17 protein-coding genes and 2 pseudogenes are annotated in these 17,982 nt (G+C 65.2%); 5 read left to right on the forward strand and 14 right to left on the reverse strand.

Annotated elements, in window-relative coordinates:
* Window positions 1-3: 3 nt before the first annotated feature.
* A complete protein-coding gene (locus AC1DCF_RS04850) occupies window positions 4-1,110 on the reverse strand; it encodes a histidinol-phosphate transaminase (RefSeq protein WP_477210059.1) in 1,107 nt (368 codons plus the stop codon).
* 128 nt (window positions 1,111-1,238) lie between these two features.
* Here AC1DCF_RS04850 and AC1DCF_RS04855 point away from each other — a divergent pair, with 128 nt between their 5' ends.
* Entirely contained in the window at window positions 1,239-1,634 is a 396-nt protein-coding gene (locus tag AC1DCF_RS04855; protein WP_477210060.1) for a phage holin family protein, read from the forward strand.
* A 63-nt stretch (window positions 1,635-1,697) separates the two neighbouring features.
* Here AC1DCF_RS04855 and AC1DCF_RS04860 read toward each other — a convergent pair whose 3' ends face one another.
* Both AC1DCF_RS04860 and AC1DCF_RS04865 read right to left on the reverse strand, forming a co-directional pair.
* Complete coding sequence (locus tag AC1DCF_RS04860; RefSeq protein ID WP_477210061.1) at window positions 1,698-3,290, reverse strand: hypothetical protein; 1,593 nt, start codon at window positions 3,288-3,290, stop codon at window positions 1,698-1,700.
* Window positions 3,291-3,587: a hypothetical protein gene (locus AC1DCF_RS04865; RefSeq protein ID WP_477210062.1), complete on the reverse strand. Its 297-nt coding sequence runs from the start codon at window positions 3,585-3,587 to the stop codon at window positions 3,291-3,293.
* A gap of 130 nt (window positions 3,588-3,717) precedes the next feature.
* Between AC1DCF_RS04865 and AC1DCF_RS04870 the strand changes: the two genes are divergently transcribed.
* A complete protein-coding gene (locus AC1DCF_RS04870; RefSeq protein ID WP_441790674.1) occupies window positions 3,718-4,245 on the forward strand; it encodes a low molecular weight protein-tyrosine-phosphatase in 528 nt (175 codons plus the stop codon).
* Window positions 4,242-5,624 carry an adenylosuccinate lyase gene (gene purB, locus AC1DCF_RS04875; protein WP_477210063.1) on the forward strand — a complete coding sequence of 461 codons (1,383 nt, stop codon included), beginning with the start codon at window positions 4,242-4,244 and terminating at the stop codon, window positions 5,622-5,624. Before AC1DCF_RS04870 ends, purB begins: the two co-directional genes overlap by 4 nt.
* A 145-nt stretch (window positions 5,625-5,769) precedes the next feature.
* On the opposite strand, the gene AC1DCF_RS04880 is transcribed toward purB, so the two are convergent.
* The 5 genes from AC1DCF_RS04880 to AC1DCF_RS04900 form a co-directional block, all read right to left on the reverse strand.
* Complete coding sequence (locus AC1DCF_RS04880) at window positions 5,770-6,024, reverse strand: hypothetical protein (protein ID WP_441790676.1); 255 nt, start codon at window positions 6,022-6,024, stop codon at window positions 5,770-5,772.
* Complete coding sequence (locus AC1DCF_RS04885) at window positions 6,021-6,614, reverse strand: HdeD family acid-resistance protein (protein WP_477210064.1); 594 nt, start codon at window positions 6,612-6,614, stop codon at window positions 6,021-6,023. The genes AC1DCF_RS04880 and AC1DCF_RS04885 overlap by 4 nt, the downstream gene beginning before the upstream one ends.
* Window positions 6,615-6,720: 106 nt before the next feature.
* Window positions 6,721-8,094, reverse strand: coding sequence for an NAD(P)(+) transhydrogenase (Re/Si-specific) subunit beta (locus tag AC1DCF_RS04890; RefSeq protein WP_477210065.1), 1,374 nt, complete (start codon window positions 8,092-8,094; stop codon window positions 6,721-6,723).
* A complete protein-coding gene (locus AC1DCF_RS04895) occupies window positions 8,091-8,417 on the reverse strand; it encodes an NAD(P) transhydrogenase subunit alpha part 2 (protein ID WP_477210066.1) in 327 nt (108 codons plus the stop codon). The genes AC1DCF_RS04890 and AC1DCF_RS04895 overlap by 4 nt, the downstream gene beginning before the upstream one ends.
* Window positions 8,417-9,598: a Re/Si-specific NAD(P)(+) transhydrogenase subunit alpha gene (locus tag AC1DCF_RS04900; protein WP_477210067.1), complete on the reverse strand. Its 1,182-nt coding sequence runs from the start codon at window positions 9,596-9,598 to the stop codon at window positions 8,417-8,419. The genes AC1DCF_RS04895 and AC1DCF_RS04900 overlap by 1 nt, the downstream gene beginning before the upstream one ends.
* Before the next feature lie 152 nt (window positions 9,599-9,750).
* Here AC1DCF_RS04900 and AC1DCF_RS04905 point away from each other — a divergent pair.
* Both AC1DCF_RS04905 and AC1DCF_RS04910 read left to right on the forward strand, forming a co-directional pair.
* Window positions 9,751-10,165 (forward strand): annotated as a pseudogene (locus AC1DCF_RS04905) (Chromate resistance protein ChrB).
* Window positions 10,166-10,174: 9 nt separating this feature from the next.
* Entirely contained in the window at window positions 10,175-11,662 is a 1,488-nt protein-coding gene (locus AC1DCF_RS04910) for a glycosyltransferase (protein WP_477210068.1), read from the forward strand.
* A 215-nt stretch (window positions 11,663-11,877) separates the two neighbouring features.
* Here AC1DCF_RS04910 and dnaB read toward each other — a convergent pair whose 3' ends face one another.
* The 6 genes and pseudogenes from dnaB to AC1DCF_RS04940 all read right to left on the reverse strand — a co-directional run bounded on the left by dnaB (window position 11,878) and on the right by AC1DCF_RS04940 (window position 17,920).
* Entirely contained in the window at window positions 11,878-13,260 is a 1,383-nt protein-coding gene (dnaB, locus tag AC1DCF_RS04915) for a replicative DNA helicase (RefSeq protein WP_345066033.1), read from the reverse strand.
* A gap of 430 nt (window positions 13,261-13,690) precedes the next feature.
* Window positions 13,691-14,140, reverse strand: a complete 450-nt coding sequence (gene rplI, locus AC1DCF_RS04920; RefSeq protein WP_441790681.1) for a 50S ribosomal protein L9 — start codon at window positions 14,138-14,140, stop codon at window positions 13,691-13,693.
* Between the two features lie 11 nt (window positions 14,141-14,151).
* Window positions 14,152-14,415 (reverse strand): 30S ribosomal protein S18, encoded by a 264-nt coding sequence (gene rpsR / locus AC1DCF_RS04925; protein WP_012039648.1) that lies wholly within the window; start codon window positions 14,413-14,415, stop codon window positions 14,152-14,154.
* 54 nt (window positions 14,416-14,469) lie between these two features.
* A complete protein-coding gene (locus AC1DCF_RS04930) occupies window positions 14,470-14,973 on the reverse strand; it encodes a single-stranded DNA-binding protein (protein ID WP_441790682.1) in 504 nt (167 codons plus the stop codon).
* Window positions 14,974-15,126: 153 nt separating this feature from the next.
* A pseudogene (gene rpsF, locus AC1DCF_RS04935) lies at window positions 15,127-15,489 on the reverse strand (30S ribosomal protein S6); the annotation flags it as partial.
* Window positions 15,490-16,489: 1,000 nt separating this feature from the next.
* A complete protein-coding gene (locus tag AC1DCF_RS04940; protein ID WP_477210069.1) occupies window positions 16,490-17,920 on the reverse strand; it encodes a CCA tRNA nucleotidyltransferase in 1,431 nt (476 codons plus the stop codon).
* Window positions 17,921-17,982 lie beyond the last annotated feature (62 nt).

A 17,982-nucleotide genomic window follows, 5' to 3' on the forward strand; every position in this document is an offset into this window, starting at 1 on the left:
GTACTAACTTAGTCGCCGGGCCGCCGTGGCCGCGGGTACGGCCTCGACAATCTCCCGGGAGATACGTCGGAGATCCTGCATTGCTTGCTCCTCGCCAATTGAAATGCGGATGCCTTCCGGATGGAAGGGCCGCACGATAAGTCCTGCCGCGTTCAACCGTTCGGCGACCTCGGTGGTCACCTCTCCGGTTGGCAGCCAGATGAAATTGCCGTGAGGCTTCGGGATGTCCCAGCCCTGCCCGACGAGGTCCTGCCAGAGCGCGTCGCGCCGTGCACTGATCGTGTGCACGCGGTCCATCAACTCACGGCTGTGCTCGAGCGAGGCGATGGCGGCGGTTGCCGCCTGCGCCGTGACCGAGAGCGGGATCGCGGTAGCACGCGCCGCGTCGAGGATGGCAACGGGTCCGAGGGCATAACCGACGCGGAGGCCGGCCAGACCGTAGGCCTTCGAGAAGGTGCGCAGCACGACCAGGTTGGGGTAGCGGGCCAGCAGCGCCGGACCGTTGACAGCGCCGGGTTCCGTCACGAACTCGATATATGCCTCATCGAGAATGACCAGGAGATCACGGGGAACGACGGCCATGAATGCGTCGAATTCGTCGCCGGTGACGATGCTGCCCGTCGGATTGTTCGGTGTGCAGACGATGACGACGCGGGTGCGACTCGTAATGGCCGCGGCCATCTCGGGCAGGTCGTGCCCATGATCGGCGCGGTTCGGCACCTGGATGCTTGTTGCGCCGGCCACCGTGACCAGTGACGGGTACGCCTCGAATGAACGCCAGGAATAGATGACTTCGTCGCCGGGGCCGGCTGCCGCGAGGATCAGTTGGGCCAAGAGGGCGACCGATCCGGATCCGACGTGTACCTCGTCTGATTCGAGTCCGAAGCGCGCGGCAAGCTTGTCACGCAGAGCAGACGCCGTGGCATCGGGGTAGCGATTGAAGGCGGTCTCAGCCTGAACCGCCTCGATCACGCCGGGAAGCGGGTCGAACGGGTTTTCGTTTGACGAGAGCTTGAATGCGGCAGCGTCGGCGGCTCGGCCCTGCCGGTAGGCGGGGAGGGCGACGATTTCAGGGCGCAGTCGAACAGTTTGCTGGTCAGAAGGGCTCACTCCGCGAGTCTACGCCGCGACATATTCGAGTAATTGCATGTGTTTGCACGGCGGTCGGGAGGCTCGTGCCGGGCAGCATCCGTCGGTTCGGCCGAGCGAGCCCGTTCCGGCGGTGCCATAGTTAACCCATGGCCCGATTTCTGCTCAAGCTGACACTCAACGCGGTCGCTCTGTGGCTCACCACCATCATCGTGGCCGGAGTTCACATGGTGCCCTACGCGCCCGACACCGTCGCCACCATCCTGACCTACCTGCTCGTCGCGGTGATTTTCGGATTCGTGAACACCATCGTCGGCACAGTGGTGAAAATCGTCGCGATTCCGCTCTACATCCTCACCCTCGGCCTGATCTCGTTCATCATCAACGGCCTGCTGCTGCTCCTTGTCGCCTGGATCTCGAGTTTGTTCGGATTCGGCCTGGTCATCGAAAGCTTCTGGTGGGGTGTGCTCGGCGCGCTGGTGCTCGGCATCATCAGTTGGCTGCTCGGCCTCCTCATTCGTCCTGTGACACGTCGGGACTATTAGCTCGCGCCGGAAGTACTGACTCGCGCCGGCCGATCAGACTCGCGTCGATCGCAGCCGGCCGCACTAATTGACCGGCGAACGGGTTCCGCGCCAGATTCCGGCACGTCCATCTGTTGTTCCCACCACCCGCACAAGCTGCTCCCGAAAAGCGTGCAGCCTCGGCTCCGGCGACGAATCGATCAGGCGAGCCGTCTCCTGATAGGTGGCCATGCTGTGCGCCGGGAGCAGAACCCCGTCGGGAAGCGGATCTGACGCGAAGACCTCGCGGCGCACGAGAAGCCGCCCGGTCGCTGCGTCAGACGTTCCACCCATCCCCGGCACAATGTCGTCGGTGTGCTCCACGGCGACGGTGTCGACGCCGGCGGGAACCGGCACACTCCCACTCGGGGCACCGAAGGTGACGGTGGCGACACTGGTGAACTCACCGGATGCCGCGACCTGCGCCGCAATCAGCCCGCCCTGTGAGTGTCCGACCTCGATCACCGGCTCGCCCGGCTGGATTCCCGCTTCACGCATGGCCTGCACCACCGCCCGATACGAACCGGACTCCTCCTCGGCCACCGCCGCGAGATTTGAGGTGAGGTCCCACGGCTCGGCAGCCGCAACCGGACTCCAGTCCACCGTGCCGCCGATGTAGACCACCCAGGCCGCAGAGCCATCGTCTCCGTAGCGTTCGACACGCACTTGGCCGCCCTCCGTCGAGAGGTCGGGGATGCGTGCGGCGAGTTCCGCGAGGCCGGCCGGCGGCGACGCCCGCACCACGTCGGGCGTTCGGCCCGGCACCGGATGCCCCGCGCGACCTTCGGAAACCGGCAGGCCCTGACGAGGCGCACCACTCGGGCCTCCGGGGCCTCCCGGAAGCACAGACACCGGTGTCTCGCGCAATAAACCATGGGGGCGGGCCACCGCCAGCACTCCCGCCGCCGATGTCGTGACACCGAGCAGGCCGATGCCGTCTTCGCCGATCGCACGCGCAACCGGCAACGGCAGGCCGAGTGCACCGGTCGCGACGTCGTCGAGCGACGACACGGCGACCCGCACGAGCGCAGCGGCCAGTGGGCTGGTGAGAAGGCGCGGGTCCACGCCGAAACCCCCGCTTGAATCCGTCGCCGGGGCCGGCCGGCCTGGTGCGGTCACTGCCTGCCTGAGCAACCAGATCACAACGCCCGTGGTCAGCGCCGGCATCGCCGACAGGGCCACCAGGGCGGCGAGCTGCGGAAACCGGCCGATCATCCAGCCGAGTGTCGAACCGGTGAGCCGCGCGGCATCCTCAGTCTGCCGCTCGGCACGCGCGTAGCCCTCAGCGGCGGCGTTCAATGCGTCGGCCAGCCGGTGGCTCTCGGCTTCCACCACATCGATCGCAATTGTCGCGCTCAGAACATCGACGCCCGGGTCGCGCGGTGACCATGCTGGGGCCGGTGCGACGGTCAACCCGCGGATGCGTGTCAGCCTGGCCTGCCAGTTCAGTGCCGCCGAGTGAAGCATCCGCATCATCGTCTCTTGGGCGAGGAGTGTGTCGGTGCCGACGAGGGTCGAGCCCCCGCCCGAGACGATGAGGCGTCCGGTCGACTCCGGCTCCGGCCGTTCGTCGCGCGTGTCGCGCCCCTCCGCCCCTGCCGCCTCCCGGACCTCCTCCTGCGCCACCTCCCGGGCCAACTACTCGACCCCTCGCAGCCGCGCAAGTCCCGCACTCACGGCCTCACAGGCGTCATCAATCGCCCGTGCGGCGCGCTCGAGTGCTACACCGAGTTCTCGGGCCCGCTCGGCGTAGCCGCGCTCTGCAGCTGAGTGCCACTGATAACCGGGTGTGCCGGTTACAAGCCTATGGACGATTTGAGCCTGCCCCTGCACCTCCTCGCGCACGATGTTCAGCAGCCACAGCTGTTCACGAAGCGCGACGAGCCGCTCGGCGTTTGCGACGCCGGTGAAAAGCGCAAGCTCCTCTGCGTCCATGGCGCCTCCCCGATTCAGATGTGGCGAGCGTGGCACGCGGGTCGCTCCTGGAGCCCCCACCTTTTCAATCGGTGAAGACTGCTTCACAACTTCAGATGTGGATGACACGCCAGTGCACCAGAATGAAGGCATGAATTCTGCGGCGCTCAGTCCTGACGAAGCGACGCCCTTTCGAATCATTTTCGTCTGTACCGGCAACATCTGCCGCTCCCCGATGGCCGAGGTGATGCTGCGGGACTTGGCGACGCGGTCGGGGCTTGGCCGGCTGATCGCCACCAGTTCGGCCGGCACCGAGGATTGGCACGTGGGGGAGCAAGCCGACAAACGCACAATCTCGGCGTTGGCCAAACGCGGCTACGACGGCAGTCATCATCGCGCCCGCCAATTCGATGCGTCGTGGTTCGCCGATCTCGACCTCGTCGTCGTGCTCGACCACGCGCAGGAGCGCGTGATGCGCAACTGGGCGCCGACCGAATACGACCGCACCAAGGTGCGTCTGCTGCTCAGTTTCGACAAAGATCAGGCGGGCCTGCGTGATGTGCCCGACCCGTACTATTCCGACGATGCGTTGTTTGACGCGGTATTAGGCATGATTGAGAGAGCAAACCACGCGCTCTTCACACAGCTCGCACCCGCAATCAGACAGGGAGTCCGATGAGTCCACTACCCCCACAGGTCCTCAGCCCACTCGATGGCCGCTACCGCGCCGCCGTCACCGACCTGGGCGAGTACCTCTCCGAGGCGGGTCTCAACCGGGCTCGCGTGCAGGTTGAGGTCGAATGGCTGATCGCGCTCACCGACCGCGGCCTGTTCGGCTCCGCGGCGCTGACGGATGCCCAGAAGGCCGCCCTGCGCCAGCTGGTCACCGATTTCGGCCAGGCCGAGATCGACGAACTCGCCGAGCTCGAGGCGACCACCCGCCACGACGTCAAGGCCGTCGAATACCTCGTGCGCCGCCGCCTCAGCACGCTCGGTCTCGACCACATCGCCGAGCTGACCCACTTCGCCGCTACGAGCGAAGACATCAACAACCTGTCGTACGCGCTCACCGTCAGCGCCGCCGTGCGCGAGGTCTGGCTGCCGAAGCTTCAGCTTGTGATCGACAAACTCCGCGCCCGCGCCCTGGAGTTCCGGGCGGATGCGATGCTCGCGCGCACGCACGGTCAGCCCGCGACGCCGACGACCCTGGGCAAAGAGCTCGCCGTCTTCGTCTACCGCCTGGAGCGCATCCAGAAGCAGATCGAACGCAACGACTACCTCGGCAAGTTCAGTGGAGCGACCGGTACCTTCGCCGCTCACGTGGCCGCCGAGCCGTCGGCCGACTGGCCCACGATCTCGCGTGAATTTGTCGAAAGCCTGGGTCTGGACTGGAACCCGCTCACCACCCAGATCGAGTCTCACGACTGGCAGGCCGAGCTCTACACCCGGGTCTCACACGCCAACCGCGTGCTGCACAACCTGGCCACCGACATCTGGACCTACATCTCGATGGGCTACTTCCGTCAGATCCCGCAGGCCGGCGCCACCGGTTCCTCGACGATGCCGCACAAGATCAACCCGATCCGGTTCGAGAACGCCGAAGCCAACCTCGAGTTGTCGTCCGCCATCCTCGACTCGCTCGCGGCGACCCTGGTCACCTCACGCCTGCAGCGCGACCTGACCGACTCGACCACCCAGCGCAACATCGGCGTCGGATTCGGGCACTCGCTGCTCGCGCTCGACAACATCCTGCGCGGACTCGGCGAGATCGATATCGACCGCACCCTGCTCGCGGCGGATCTCGACTCCAACTGGGAGATTCTCGGCGAGGCGATCCAGACGGTGATTCGCGCCGAGGTCACCGCCGGGCGCTCGAGCATCGAAGACCCCTACGCCCTGCTCAAGGAACTCACCCGCGGCAAGCGCATCGGTCAGGCCGATCTGGTCGCCTTCGTCACCGCTCTGGAGATCGGCGACGAGGCGAAGGCCCGTCTGCTCACGCTGACGCCGGCCGGCTACGTCGGCCTGGCCGACTCGCTGGTCGACCGCCTGAACTAATAGTTCAACCACAACAGGCCCGGCCACCGAATCGGTGCCGGGCCTGTTGTTGTATGGCCGGGGCCAATCTCGTTGATCGAGGAGCGCCCGACGCCGTCGGCCGCGTCTCGAGATCGCGCGAGCCGATCTCTGACCGCGGGTCGGCTTAGTGCCCGTGGTCCTGCTCGTCGAGGTCGTTCCGCTCGGCCTCGTCGGGCTTCACATTGAGCGCGAACATGGCGATGACAACGAGCACGACGATGAAGGTGATGCCGAGCGCGATCACCGAGAGCATGATCTCGCGCGTGGTCAGCAAGATGGTGAGCCCCACGAACAGCGCCATCACGCCGGACAGGCCGACGAGTTCGACGGGCTTCAACCGGTCTGACCGGCTGGGCTTCTGGGGAGTGTTTGAGGTCACGAGATGTCCGAATCTTTGGCTGCTGATGTGGCTGCTGCGGGGGTCGACGCCCATTTCAGGGAGAGCCCGCCGATCACAAGGTAAACGCCGAGGACCACGAAGTAGGCCCCCAGCAGGCCGACCGACACGACGGCATGCGGCGGAAGAATGAGAAAGACCAGCGCGAGGATCGCGGTCAACGCACCCATCGACATCCAGTCTCTGGCGGATGCCGACTTGCCGCGGGCCCGGGTGCCGCTGTACAGCTCAAGGAATCCGGTCACTGCGCCCCAGACGCTGACCAAGTAGAGGAAGAAGCCGAGGCCGCCGCTGTGGAAGGCCAGGGCGAGTGCACCGAGCACCACGCCGGCAATGCCCTGCACGAGAAACAGGGTGCGCGCCCGGGCGTCGCCCAGGGTGAGCCAGCTCCCGACCGCGACGAGAATTCCGCTCAGCACGGCAAAGGCGCCGAAAGCGACAAGACCCAGTTCGGGCGAGTGGTCGGCGTTGAACGTGATCACCGCGGCGGGGATCAGCGCGAGAACTGCGCGGCCGATCGGAACAGTCCAGTATCGTCGTTCAGCAGCGGTTGCAGCCGGGGCGTTCACCACGCGGGGACCTCTTTCACTGGCGGGTTCTATCCCCATTAGTCTACGCGCGCGTCAGGACCGCGGTTCCCCGCGCACGGCCCGGCCCAGCGCGCCGTCCTCTGACGACTCAGAGCGCTTTGACCGCGCTCAGTACCTGGGTCAGCGAGTCCTTCGCATCGCCGAAGAGTAGCGACGTTTTCGGGTCATAAAGCAGCTCGTTTTCGATTCCAGCGAATCCGGGGCGCATCGACCGCTTGAGAAAAATGACCTGGCTGGCATCGCCCACCTCGAGGATCGGCATTCCGAAGATGGGGGAGCCGGGGGAGGACTTGGCCGCCGGGTTGACGACGTCGTTGGCGCCGACGACGAGGGCGACATCTGTGTTCTTGAACTCCGGATTGACCTCGGCCATCTCCTTGAGCGATTCGTAGGGAACGTTCGCCTCGGCCAGCAGCACGTTCATGTGACCCGGCATCCGGCCGGCGACCGGGTGGATGGCGAAAACCACCTCTGTACCGCGGGCTTCGAGGGCCGTGGCCAGCTCGGCGACCGCATGCTGACCCTGGGCGACCGCAAGGCCATAGCCCGGCACGATCACCACGCGCTGCGCGTAGCCGAGCAGCACCGCGACGTCGTCTGGCCCCATCGACCGCACCGGTCGCTCGCTCTGCACCGTCGACCCCGCCGTCGAGCCGCCGCGGAACGCGCCGAACATGATTCCGCTGACGCCGCGGCCCATGGCGGATGCCATCGCCCGGGTCAGGATGGTTCCACTGGCGCCGACGAGGGTGCCCGCCACCACGAGCAGCACATTGCCCAGCACGACTCCCGACGCGGCGACCGCGAGGCCGGTGAAGGCGTTGAGCAGGGAGATCACGATGGGCACGTCGGCCCCGCCGACCGGCAGCACGAGCATCAGCCCGGCCACCAGCCCCAGCGCGAGAAGCACTGAAGCCCAGCCGATCGACCCGGTGGCGATCACGAATCCACCGGCGGTGAGCGCGGCGACGACCACCAGGATGCTGACCCAGCGCATCCCGGGGAACACCAGCGGGCGGGTGCTGATCAGCTCCTGCAGCTTGGCCACCGTCACCGCGGAGCCGCCGAACGAGACGGCTCCGACGAGCATCGTGAACACGATCGCGAGACGCACCCACGGGTCGGTGTTGTGACTGAGTTCCAGTACCGCGACGAGTGCAGCCGCCCCGCCGCCGACCCCGTTGAACAGGGCAACCAGTTGCGGCATCTGGGTCATCTGCACGCGGCGGGCGATCGGCGCAGCGATCGCGGACCCCACGGCAATTGCGAGAAGGATGTAGGGAATGTTGTCGAGTTTCGTCGAGAGGAACACCGTCACGACGGCGAGCAGCGCGCCGCCGGCGCCGATCAGATTGCCGCGGCGAGCCGATTTCGGCGAGCTGAGGCCTTTGAGGGCGAGGATGAAGCAGACCGCAGACACCAGATAGAGCAGTGCGGTCCATTCGGGGGAGAGGAGACTCACTTGGTACCGCCCTTCGGTCCGCTGGCCTTCGCTGTGCCGACCGCGCTGCCCCGACCACGGAACATCTGCAGCATCCGGTCGGTCACCACGAACCCGCCGACCAGGTTGGCGGTGGCGAGCACCACGGCCAGCAAGCCGATGCCCAGCACCCACGGGTCTTCGGCTTGGCCGGCGACGATGATCGCGCCGATCAGGATGATGCCGTGAATCGCGTTAGCGCCGGACATCAGTGGGGTGTGCAGGATGCTCGTCACCTTCGAGACGACTTCGAAGCCGACGAAGACGGACAACACGACGACGGTGAGCAGGGTGATCGGGTCCATCAGCGGTCTCCTTCCGGGGAATCTGCTCGTTCAGTGTGTTCCCGCAGCAAGGCGGCGGTCGGCTCATGGCGCACCTCGCCGCCGCGGGTCACGCAGGCCCCCGCGATCACCTCGTCATCGAAGTCGGGAGCCACCTGCCCCTCGGACGTCATCAGCGCCAGCAGATTCGCGACGTTCTTCGCGTAGAGACGCGAGGCATCGCTCGGCATCGTGGACGCCGCATCCGCCAACCCGACGAGGGTCACGTGGCCGTCGCCGGCCGCGGTCGGCACCAGCACATCCTGCCCAGCCACAACGCCTTCGACGTTGCCGCCCGATTCCGCGGCCAGGTCGATCACCACCGAGCCGGCGCGCATCCCCGCGACCATCTCGCTGGTCACGAGCAGCGGGGCGGCGCGGCCGGGGATGGCCGCCGTGGTGATCAGCACATCGGATGTCGCCACATGCGGGGCCAGCAGCTCGCGTTGGCGCACCGCCCGGTCTTCACTGAGGGCGCGGGCGTAGCCGCCGGTGCCCTCGGCTGCGGCGGCGTCGAGGTCGAGGTCGATGAAGGTTCCGCCGAGCGAGCGCACCTCGTCGGCGGAGGCGGGGCGCACGTCGTTGGCAAAGACGCGGGCGCCGAGGCGTTTCGCCGTGCCGATCGCTTGCAGGCCGGCGACACCGGCGCCGAGCACGAGCACGCGCGCAGGCGGGATCGTGCCGGCGGCGGTCATGTAGAGAGGGAAGAAGCGGGGATAGCGGGAGGCTGCCTCGATCACCGTGCGGTAGCCGGCGACGAGCGCCTGCGAACTGAGCGCATCCATCGACTGGGCGCGGGAAATGCGCGGAACCAGCTCAAGTGCAAACGAGGTGACCTGGGCTTTCGCCAGTGCGGCGATGGTGGGCAGCTCGGTGGCGGGGGAGCCGAGACCGATGCTGATCGAGCCAGCGGCCAGCGAGCCGGCCTGTCCCGGGGTGAGCGGGCGCACATGGAGGAACACGTCGAGGGCGCCCGGCTGCAGCTCGGGAACAACGTGTGCACCGGCATCCGCATAAGCGGCATCGGCGATGCCCGACTCGGCGCCGGCCCCTGCTTCGATCTCGACCTCGAGGCCGAGGGCCACAAGTTGGGCCACCGTCTCGGCGGTGGCCGCGACGCGGCGTTCGCCCGCGCGTCTCTCTCGTGCAATGCCGACCTTCATACGCACCTCCCGCTCTACACGGCGCCGGTGGCGCCTCGCAGAACCGCAAGGCCGGCGCGGCGTCGCGCACTGGTGTTCGTAGCGTAGCGGTCTCGCGCCGAAAACCGGGAGGATCACGCCGATCCGCGCCTCAGTTCGCGGCCGGAGCCCCCATGAAACCGTCGGGGTCGGTAAAGGAGCCGGTGTCGCTTGATCGAGCCGGGGAGTTGAGCCGGAACGGCGGCGGCACCTTCGCGGTCATCGACGAGGCTCCACGTGACAAGGCAGCGGCCGCGACGATCCACGATGATTTTGCGGAAGCCCGAATCGATGAATGGGCGGAGTTTTTAGCCGATTGCGGCAAGTTCGACGACGAGATTGTCCGTGAGATCGAGAACCGGAAGTTCACCTTTGGCGAACTCGAGGGGGTACCGGGACCTGAAGAAGCGCGACGTACTCGTGCTTCCCGAAGCTGACGCGGCCGAAGCACGCCTGCAAACCTGCGTGCCCAATTTGGATGCCTACGCCGAGCTGGTCTACCAAGCGGTCACGCCCCCGACATCGACGCCCCCCTCCGACAGTCACTAACCTTCTTCCATGACGCCGGTCAAGAGGTCTGAGAAGTGGCCCGTTTCGCTGCCCGATGCCCGCTATTTCGCGGTGACCTGGGGCATCCCCGATACCTACGGTGGGATGACCAGCGTGCTCCTGCATCGATCCCGTGCATTTCAGCAACTCGGCGGCCAGGCCGTCGAGGTGCTCACCTTCGATGGACGCCCCGACTACCCGACGGTGGAACGCGACTTGCGTGAGCGGGGAGAGCTGGTGCCGACCATGAAACTGACGAATCTCTGGGACTGGCTGCGTGACAACGAAACTCCGCCGAACGCGCCGGGTACGCTCAGGCTCGACAAGCACTCGTTCGCCCCGCTCGATTTCAGCCCCGAGTACTCCACTGCGTCACGCGACGGTCGCGAACTCACCCGGACTCGGGTCGCTATCGACGGGGGCACGACGCTTCAGGTCGACTACTACCGACTGGATGGGTCTCTTCTGGCCAGTGATCGTCGCGACATCCTGGAGCCCGGCACCCTGGGCGGCCGCTCGGTAGTACTCTGCGATAGGGCTGGTCGACCAGTGCGGTCCTGGGGGTCGATCTGGGGGCTCTACCGGTTCTGGCTCGATCGACTGCGTGGAGGCACCCCCTCGATCATGATTGTCGACAGCAAGACGTCAGCGAGATTCATGCTTGGATACCGACGCGACGACGCTGTCACCATCCACGTTATCCACGGTACTCATCTCTCCGATTCGGACCCCGGCATCATCCGGGCATCACGTACCGCAGTCTTCGGCAGGCTCCCTGAATTCGATGCCGTCGTCGTGCTGACCCGGCGTCAAAAATCCGACATTGAACGGTTGCTTGGGCCGGTGCCCAACCTGACTGTGATACCAAACAGTACCGATCTGACTGTCGAAACTGCTGTTTCCGCCGTTCGCCCGGCGGGACGTGGTGTCGTCATCTCCCGGCTCAGCGAATTGAAACAGGTCGACCATGCTGTGCGTGCCACCATTGCCGCGGTCGGCGCCAGCACGCATCCCGTATCGCTTGACATCTACGGGGACGGCAACCAGCTCGTCGCACTCGAACAGCTCATTCAGGAGCACGACGTGACAAGCATGATTCGACTGCACGGATATAGAACAAATGCCCGTGCGGAACTCGCGTCAGCATCGTTCCTCCTGCTGACCTCACGATCCGAAGCTTTTGCGCTAGTTGTACTTGAGAGCATGGCCGCGGGCTGCATCCCCATCGCCTACGACGTACCCTACGGGCCGGCTGACATCATCAGCCACGGCCGCAACGGATTCCTGGTGCCGGAGGGCGACGAGGCAGCCCTCACCGAAGCGATCCTGACCCTCCAACACCTGAGCCCCGCGCAAGCGACCAGGATGCGAAAAAGCGCACGGCGCACAGCTCAGCACTTCTCCGACCTCGCCGTCACCCGGCTCTGGGCGCGACAACTGCAGCGCAACGCTCGGCAAAAATTTCGGCGCGCCCCGAGTCGTAGCCAGGATCAGTAGGGCAGCGATCATCACGCCCGTGGCCGCCGTCACGCTGCCGGTGGGCCGCCGTTCGGGAACAGTCCTCGTCCCGCACTAAGTACCAGTAGATGAATGAGGAGAGAGTACTCGTCGAGGAGTTTGCGCTCCCTTAGCGACTGGATCAGCGCTCCACTGCCACAATCGCGATGTCCCGGCCCGGAATATCCGATCTAGCCGCGGAATTTACAGTACTGTTACGCCCCAGCCACCATGTCGGCGAACCGCGAGTAATGGCCGTGGAATGCGACAGTCACCGTGCGGGTCGGGCCGTTACGGTGCTTGGCGACGATGAGGTCAGCCTCGCCGGCACGCGGATTGTCTTTCTCGTAGGCGCTCTCGCGGTGCAGCAGGATGACCATATCGGCGTCCTGCTCGAGCGAACCTGATTCACGAAGGTCGGAAATCGCGGGCATCTTGTCGGCACGCTGTTCCGGTCCACGGTTCAGCTGCGACAGGGCGATGACCGGCACCTGCAGTTCCTTCGCCAAAAGTTTCAGCGCACGCGAGAACTCGCTGACTTCTTGCTGGCGCGATTCGACGCGCTTGCCAGAGGTCATCAGCTGCAGGTAGTCGATCACGACGAGCTCCAGGCCGACGCGCTGCTTGAGGCGTCGGCACTTCGCGCGGATCTCGACCAGGGTCATGTTCGGGCTGTCGTCGATGTAGAACGGGGCGTCGTTGATGCGGCCGCGGGTCTGGGCGATCGTCGTCCAGTCGCGCGCCTCGACGGTTCCCTTGCGCATACTCTGCAGCGGCACTGACGCCTCGGCGGCGAGCAGACGCATGGCGATCTCGCTGCGACCCATTTCGAGCGAGAAGAAGACGCTGGGCTTGTCGCTCTTGATGGATGCTGCGCGACAGAAGTCGAGGGCCAGGGTCGACTTTCCGAGGGCGGGCCGGGCGGCGACGATGATGAGCTGACCGGGGTGGAACCCGTTGGTGAGCTCGTCGAGTTCGGCGAATCCGGTCGGGACACCCGACATTCCACCGTCTTTGAGCTTCGCCGCCTCGATCTCATCGATGGCCACGCCCACGGCTTCGGACAGTGGAACGTAGTCTTCGGTCTCACTGTTCGCGGTCACCGAATAGATCTCGGCCTGCGCGGTATTGACGATGTCGAGCACTTCGCCTTCGCCGGCGTATGCCATCTGCACAACGCGCGTGCCGGCTTCGACGAGGCGGCGCAGCAGGGCACGTTCGGCGACGATCGAGGAGTAGAAGCCGGCGTTGGCGGCCGTCGGCACCAGGCTGGTCAGGGTGTGCAGGTACTCGGCGCCGCCGGCCCGCGAGAGCTCGCCGATCTTGGTGAGCTCGTCGGTGACCGCGATGACATCGGTCGGTTCACCGTGCGAGTAAAGCGAGAGGATCGCGTCGAAGATGATCTCGTGCTTGGGAATGTAGAAATCGGTTCCGCGCACGGTCTCGACGACGTCGGCGACGGCATCCTTGCTGAGCATCATGCCGCCGAGAGCGCTCTGCTCGGCGAGCAAGTCGTGCGGGGGAACGCGCTCGTGCCGCGTCTCGGTCGCGCGTCGGTCGCTTGCCTGCTCGGATAAACCTAGGTGAGCGAGTGACACGTCGCGCCTCAACTTTCTCTTGTGTTTCTTGTCTAGCCGCACCCACTGACAGATACGGTCTGACGCGCGCGCACGCCTCGAATACCGGCGCATGCCCACCCTAAGGACGACTCTCCACCGCTCCAAACACCCTTGTGGATAACTCTGTGGAGAATCTGGGCGAAACGCCGCCTGGCATGTGCACTACCTGTGTACTGGCATGTGGATAACTTAATTTCTTTTGACGAAAATTAGTATCTGACCAGGTATTTAAACTATCCACACCTGTGTGGAGAAAGCTGCTTCAAGTACACCTTGAAGGTTGCCGATAATCGGCCACCCCTGTGCACAAAGCGGTGGACAAAGCTGTGGAAAAGTGGCGAATTTGCGCCCTTAACGGGGTGTAGCGGCGAACCCCGTGAGGGATCCGCCGCTACAGAAAAGCTCTGCCTTACTTGGCAGCGACCACCAGAAGGGTGATCGTGGCGCTGAGCTCGTCGCGCAGACGGACAGTCGCCGTGTGCTCGCCGGTCAGCTTGATCGGGCTGAGCTCGATCTTGCGCTTGTCGATGGCGCCCAGGCCGGCAGCGGCCACAGCGTCAGCAACGTCGGAGGTCTTGACGGAGCCGAAGAGGCGTCCGCCGGTGCCGGTCTTGACGACCAGCTTGACCTTGTTGGCTTCGAGGGCAGCCTTGAGAGCCTGCGCCTCTTCGAGAGTGGCGTGTTCGCGAGCCGCGCGAGCGGCCTTGATCTGTTCGATCTGCTTTTCGCCACCACGGGTCCACGTCACAGCAAAGCCCTGGGGAACCAGGTAGTTGCGGGCGTAGCCGTTCTTGACGTCAACGACGTCGCCAGGTGCACCGAGGCCGGAGACCTCGTGCGTCAGAATGAGTTTCGACATGTGAGGGCTCCTTACCGGCCTGAGCCGGCGTAGGGCAGCAAGGCCATTTCGCGGGCATTCTTGACGGCACGCGCGATGAGGCGCTGCTCCTGGACGGAGACGCCGGTGATACGGCGGGCGCGGATCTTTCCACGCTCTGAGATGAACTTGCGGAGGGTCGCGACATCCTTGTAGTCGATAACACCAACGCGAATGGACTTCGCGGGGGCGGCGTTCTTGCCGCCCTTGGCTCCGCGGAGTGGCTTGCGGCGGTCGCCGCTGCTCTTTCCAGCCATGATTTCCTTTGCTTTCTTAAGTGTGCGTTTCAGGCAGTAGCCGTGAGGCTCGGCCTAGAAGGGGGTCTCGTCGCTGAAGTTGCCCGGGCTGTTCCAGACGTCTCCGCCCGAAGCGACAGGCGCTGCGGCCGGAGCACTGGGTGCCCAAGGTTCTTCGTTTCCGCCGCCGGCGGGTGCGCCGCCTCGGCCGGATGACTGCGCGCGCGTGAGCGAAGCGGTGGCGTAGCGCAGGCTGGGGCCGATCTCATCGATCTCGAGCTCCATGCTGGTGCGCTTCTCACCTTCCTTCGTCTCATACGAGCGCTGCTTGAGACGCCCGGTAGCGATGACACGGGAACCCTTGGTCAATGAACCTGCGACGTGTTCGGCGAATTCACGCCAAACGCTTGCGCGCAGGAACAATGCGTCGCCATCTTTCCACTCGTTAGCTGCGCGATCGAAATTGCGCGGAGTGGATGCGATGGTGAAGTTGGCAACCGCCAGCCCGTTCTGCGTGTAACGCAGCTCCGGATCGCTGGTGAGGTTGCCCACCACGGTGATTACGGTCTCGCCGGCCATGAGCTACTTGTCGCTTGCCTTGTCGGCGGCAACTTCAGCAACGGCCTCGACCGGTGCTTCGGCGGCAGCAGCAGCAACAGGCTTCGCAGCAGCGGCAACCTTGGCGGCCGGTGCGGCAACCTTGGCGTCGGGCTTAGCGTCGGTCTTGACCGGAGCAGCCTTCGGGTTGGCAGCCTTGCGGGCGGCCTTCTCGTCAGCAAGCTTCTTGGCCTCGACTACCTGTGCGATGCCTTCTTCTGCGCGGAGAACCTTGGTGCGCATGACGGCTTCGGAAAGGCTCAGCTGGCGGTCAAGTTCGACCGTCGCTTCAGAGCTAGCGGTGAAGTCAACGACGGCGTAGATGCCCTCGGTCTTCTTGTTGATCTCGTATGCGAGACGGCGGCGACCCCAAACGTCAACCTTGTCAATGGTTCCACCGGCGTTGCGAACAACGTTCAGGAACTTGTCAAGGCTGGGAGCTACGGTGCGCTCATCGATCTCGGGATCGAGGATAACCATCAACTCGTACTGATGCATGACTAACCCACCTCCTTCGGACTAAAACGGCTGCAGACTTTCTGCAACAGGAGGGTTGTGCATGTGTTGAACGTGGAGGCCGGGAATCCGGCACACAGACAACCTGCCAAGCGTACCCGATCTCAGCCTGGGAAACCACCGTTTGGCGCCGGCGCTGTCCGCGCGCTCCTTCCGTCGAGTTTGACACCTCCGGTCGAGGCACCCTGCTGTGCCGGGGAATGTCGACCGCAAGTGTCAAACTCGGCGGGGATGCCGATGGGGAAACAGAAGAAGGGGGCATCCCGCTGAGAACGACCATGGTGCGCAAGCGACTCGTCACGAGCATTCCGTCAATCGCGACGACGTCACCCTCGCTCAGCACCTCATGGTGCCAGCGGATGCCGTTCTTCGATTCCCGGGTTCGCCCGCCCAGCGCAGTCAGGTGCACGTCGCTGGGCCACCGACCGAAGATCGGAAGACCCCAAATTCTGGCCGCCGAAAGATGCGACACCACTGCAGAGGATTTTCGGGTGAGCACCGCGGCGGTGATGCGCAGGAGATAGCGGGCGTCGTCATCCGCGGCGTTCCACACTTCTGCAGAACGTAAACCCCGCGCAGCAACCGGGCCTGGTGGCCGGCCACCAGCCCTCGACGCAGCGCACGCGCATCGTTGCCCACGAGCTTGAGGTCGCGGGCGAGCACGAGGGTGGAGCCTGTCGACTGAAGGTTGTTCATCACCCGATACTGCGGCAGCCGCTCTGACCCACACCGGCTCACGGCGACCGGCGTGCATAACTTCCGCACCACCATCCTGTGAGGGACTGAGGGAGGGACCAGAGGAAGGGGGACCCCTCGCCGAGTTTGACCGTTGCGGTCGAGACACCCTGTTGCGCCGGGGAAAGTCGACCGCAAGTGTCAAACTCGGCGAAATGAGCCCGGGGATCAACTACGCCATCGACGACATTGCCCAGCACCGACGAACCGTAACCTGGTCAGATGGTGTCGCGCACGAGGCGACGCGCTAGACCTCGCGCTCAGCCCACCACGCCTGCAATCGGCGGGTCGCCTCTTCGTCGCCGAGTGGGCCGTCGTCGAGGCGCTGCTCGAGCAGGTAGCGGTAGGCCTCACCCACCTCGCGCCCTGGCCGGATGTTGAGGATGCGCATGATGGCCTCGCCGTCGAGATCCGGCCGCACCGCGGCCATCTCCTCCTGCTCGGCGAGAACCGAGATGCGGTGCTCCAGGTCGTCATAGGCGAAGCCCAAGCGATCGGCCTTGCGGCGGTTACGCGTCGTCACATCGGCGCGCGTCAGAATGTGTAACCGCTCAAGCTGGTCACCGGCATCCCGCACGTAGCGACGCACGGCGGAATCCGTCCAGGCTCCCTCGGTGTAACCGAAGAACCGGAGGTGCAATTCGATCAGCAGGGCCACCGCATTGATGGTGTCGTTGTCGAAACGCAGCGCGCGTAGACGCTTCTTCGCCAGCTTCGAACCGACGACGTCATGGTGGTAGAAACTCACCACTCCGCCCGGCTCCAGCCGTCGGGTCGCCGGCTTTCCGATGTCGTGGAACAGCGCGGCCAAGCGCACGATCAGGTCGGGGCTGTCGAGATTTCCTCGCGCCACTTCATACTCGATGGCCTGGTCGAGCACGGTAAGTGTGTGCTGGTAGACGTCTTTGTGGTGGTGGTGCTCGTCGATTTCGAGTCGGAGCGCCGGCAGCTCGGGCAGCACGAACCCGGCCAAGCCGGAGTCGACGAGCAGCTCGAGACCCGCCCGAGGCGTCGGTGAACGCAGCAGCTTTGTCAGCTCCTCGCAGACACGCTCCGCCGAGATGTTCTGGATGCGATCCGACATCTCCTCGAGAGCGGCAGCGGTGTCGATGTCCAGCGTGAAACCGAGCACGGCGGAGAAGCGCACGGCCCGCATCATCCGCAGCGGGTCGTCACCGAACGAGATCTCCGGAGCGGCCGGGGTGCGCAACCTCTTCGCCAGCAGGTCGTCGATGCCTCCCGCCGGGTCGACAAGAGTCAGCTGGGGGAGGCGCAGGGCCATGGCGTTGACCGTGAAGTCGCGGCGCATCAGATCGTCGTCGAGGCTCGAGCCGAAGACCACATCGGGCTTACGGGTCGCGCCGTCGTAGCTGTCGGCGCGGTACGTGGTGATTTCAACGGTTTCGCCGGCGATCTTGGCGCCGATCGTGCCGAAGGCTCGCCCGATGTCCCAGTGCCCCTCGGCGATGGGCTTGACGATCGCCAGGATCTGGTCGGGAGTCGCGTCGGTGGTGAAATCAAGATCGTTGATCTCACGCCCGAGGAAGGCGTCGCGAACCGGTCCTCCCACGAGAGCGAGCTCGTGACCGGCCTTCGCAAATGCGTTCGCCAGTCGGGACACCGTGGGGGAGGCAGCCAGGTCGCCCAGTCGCGCGAGGGCTGCCGCGACGCTCTGCATGACCCCAATAGTAGTTGCTGCTGCAGACTCCGACTCCCCAGCGCAGGTTTCTCCCGGCCTCA

Source organism: Leifsonia sp. 10L418, from assembly GCF_056395445.1.

Excerpts from the sequence above, each read along its gene's own strand:
- AC1DCF_RS04855 (WP_477210060.1), top strand. The coding sequence starts at position 1,239 with ATGGCCCGATTTCTGCTCAAGCTGACACTCAACGCGGTCGCTCTGTGG.
- AC1DCF_RS04865 (WP_477210062.1), bottom strand. The coding sequence starts at position 3,587 with ATGGACGCAGAGGAGCTTGCGCTTTTCACCGGCGTCGCAAACGCCGAG.
- AC1DCF_RS04870 (WP_441790674.1), top strand. The coding sequence starts at position 3,718 with ATGAATTCTGCGGCGCTCAGTCCTGACGAAGCGACGCCCTTTCGAATC.
- purB (WP_477210063.1), top strand. The coding sequence starts at position 4,242 with ATGAGTCCACTACCCCCACAGGTCCTCAGCCCACTCGATGGCCGCTAC.
- AC1DCF_RS04895 (WP_477210066.1), bottom strand. The coding sequence starts at position 8,417 with ATGGACCCGATCACCCTGCTCACCGTCGTCGTGTTGTCCGTCTTCGTC.
- AC1DCF_RS04900 (WP_477210067.1), bottom strand. The coding sequence starts at position 9,598 with ATGAAGGTCGGCATTGCACGAGAGAGACGCGCGGGCGAACGCCGCGTC.
- AC1DCF_RS04910 (WP_477210068.1), top strand. The coding sequence starts at position 10,175 with ATGACGCCGGTCAAGAGGTCTGAGAAGTGGCCCGTTTCGCTGCCCGAT.
- rplI (WP_441790681.1), bottom strand. The coding sequence starts at position 14,140 with ATGTCGAAACTCATTCTGACGCACGAGGTCTCCGGCCTCGGTGCACCT.
- rpsR (WP_012039648.1), bottom strand. The coding sequence starts at position 14,415 with ATGGCTGGAAAGAGCAGCGGCGACCGCCGCAAGCCACTCCGCGGAGCC.
- AC1DCF_RS04930 (WP_441790682.1), bottom strand. The coding sequence starts at position 14,973 with ATGGCCGGCGAGACCGTAATCACCGTGGTGGGCAACCTCACCAGCGAT.
- AC1DCF_RS04940 (WP_477210069.1), bottom strand. The coding sequence starts at position 17,920 with ATGCAGAGCGTCGCGGCAGCCCTCGCGCGACTGGGCGACCTGGCTGCC.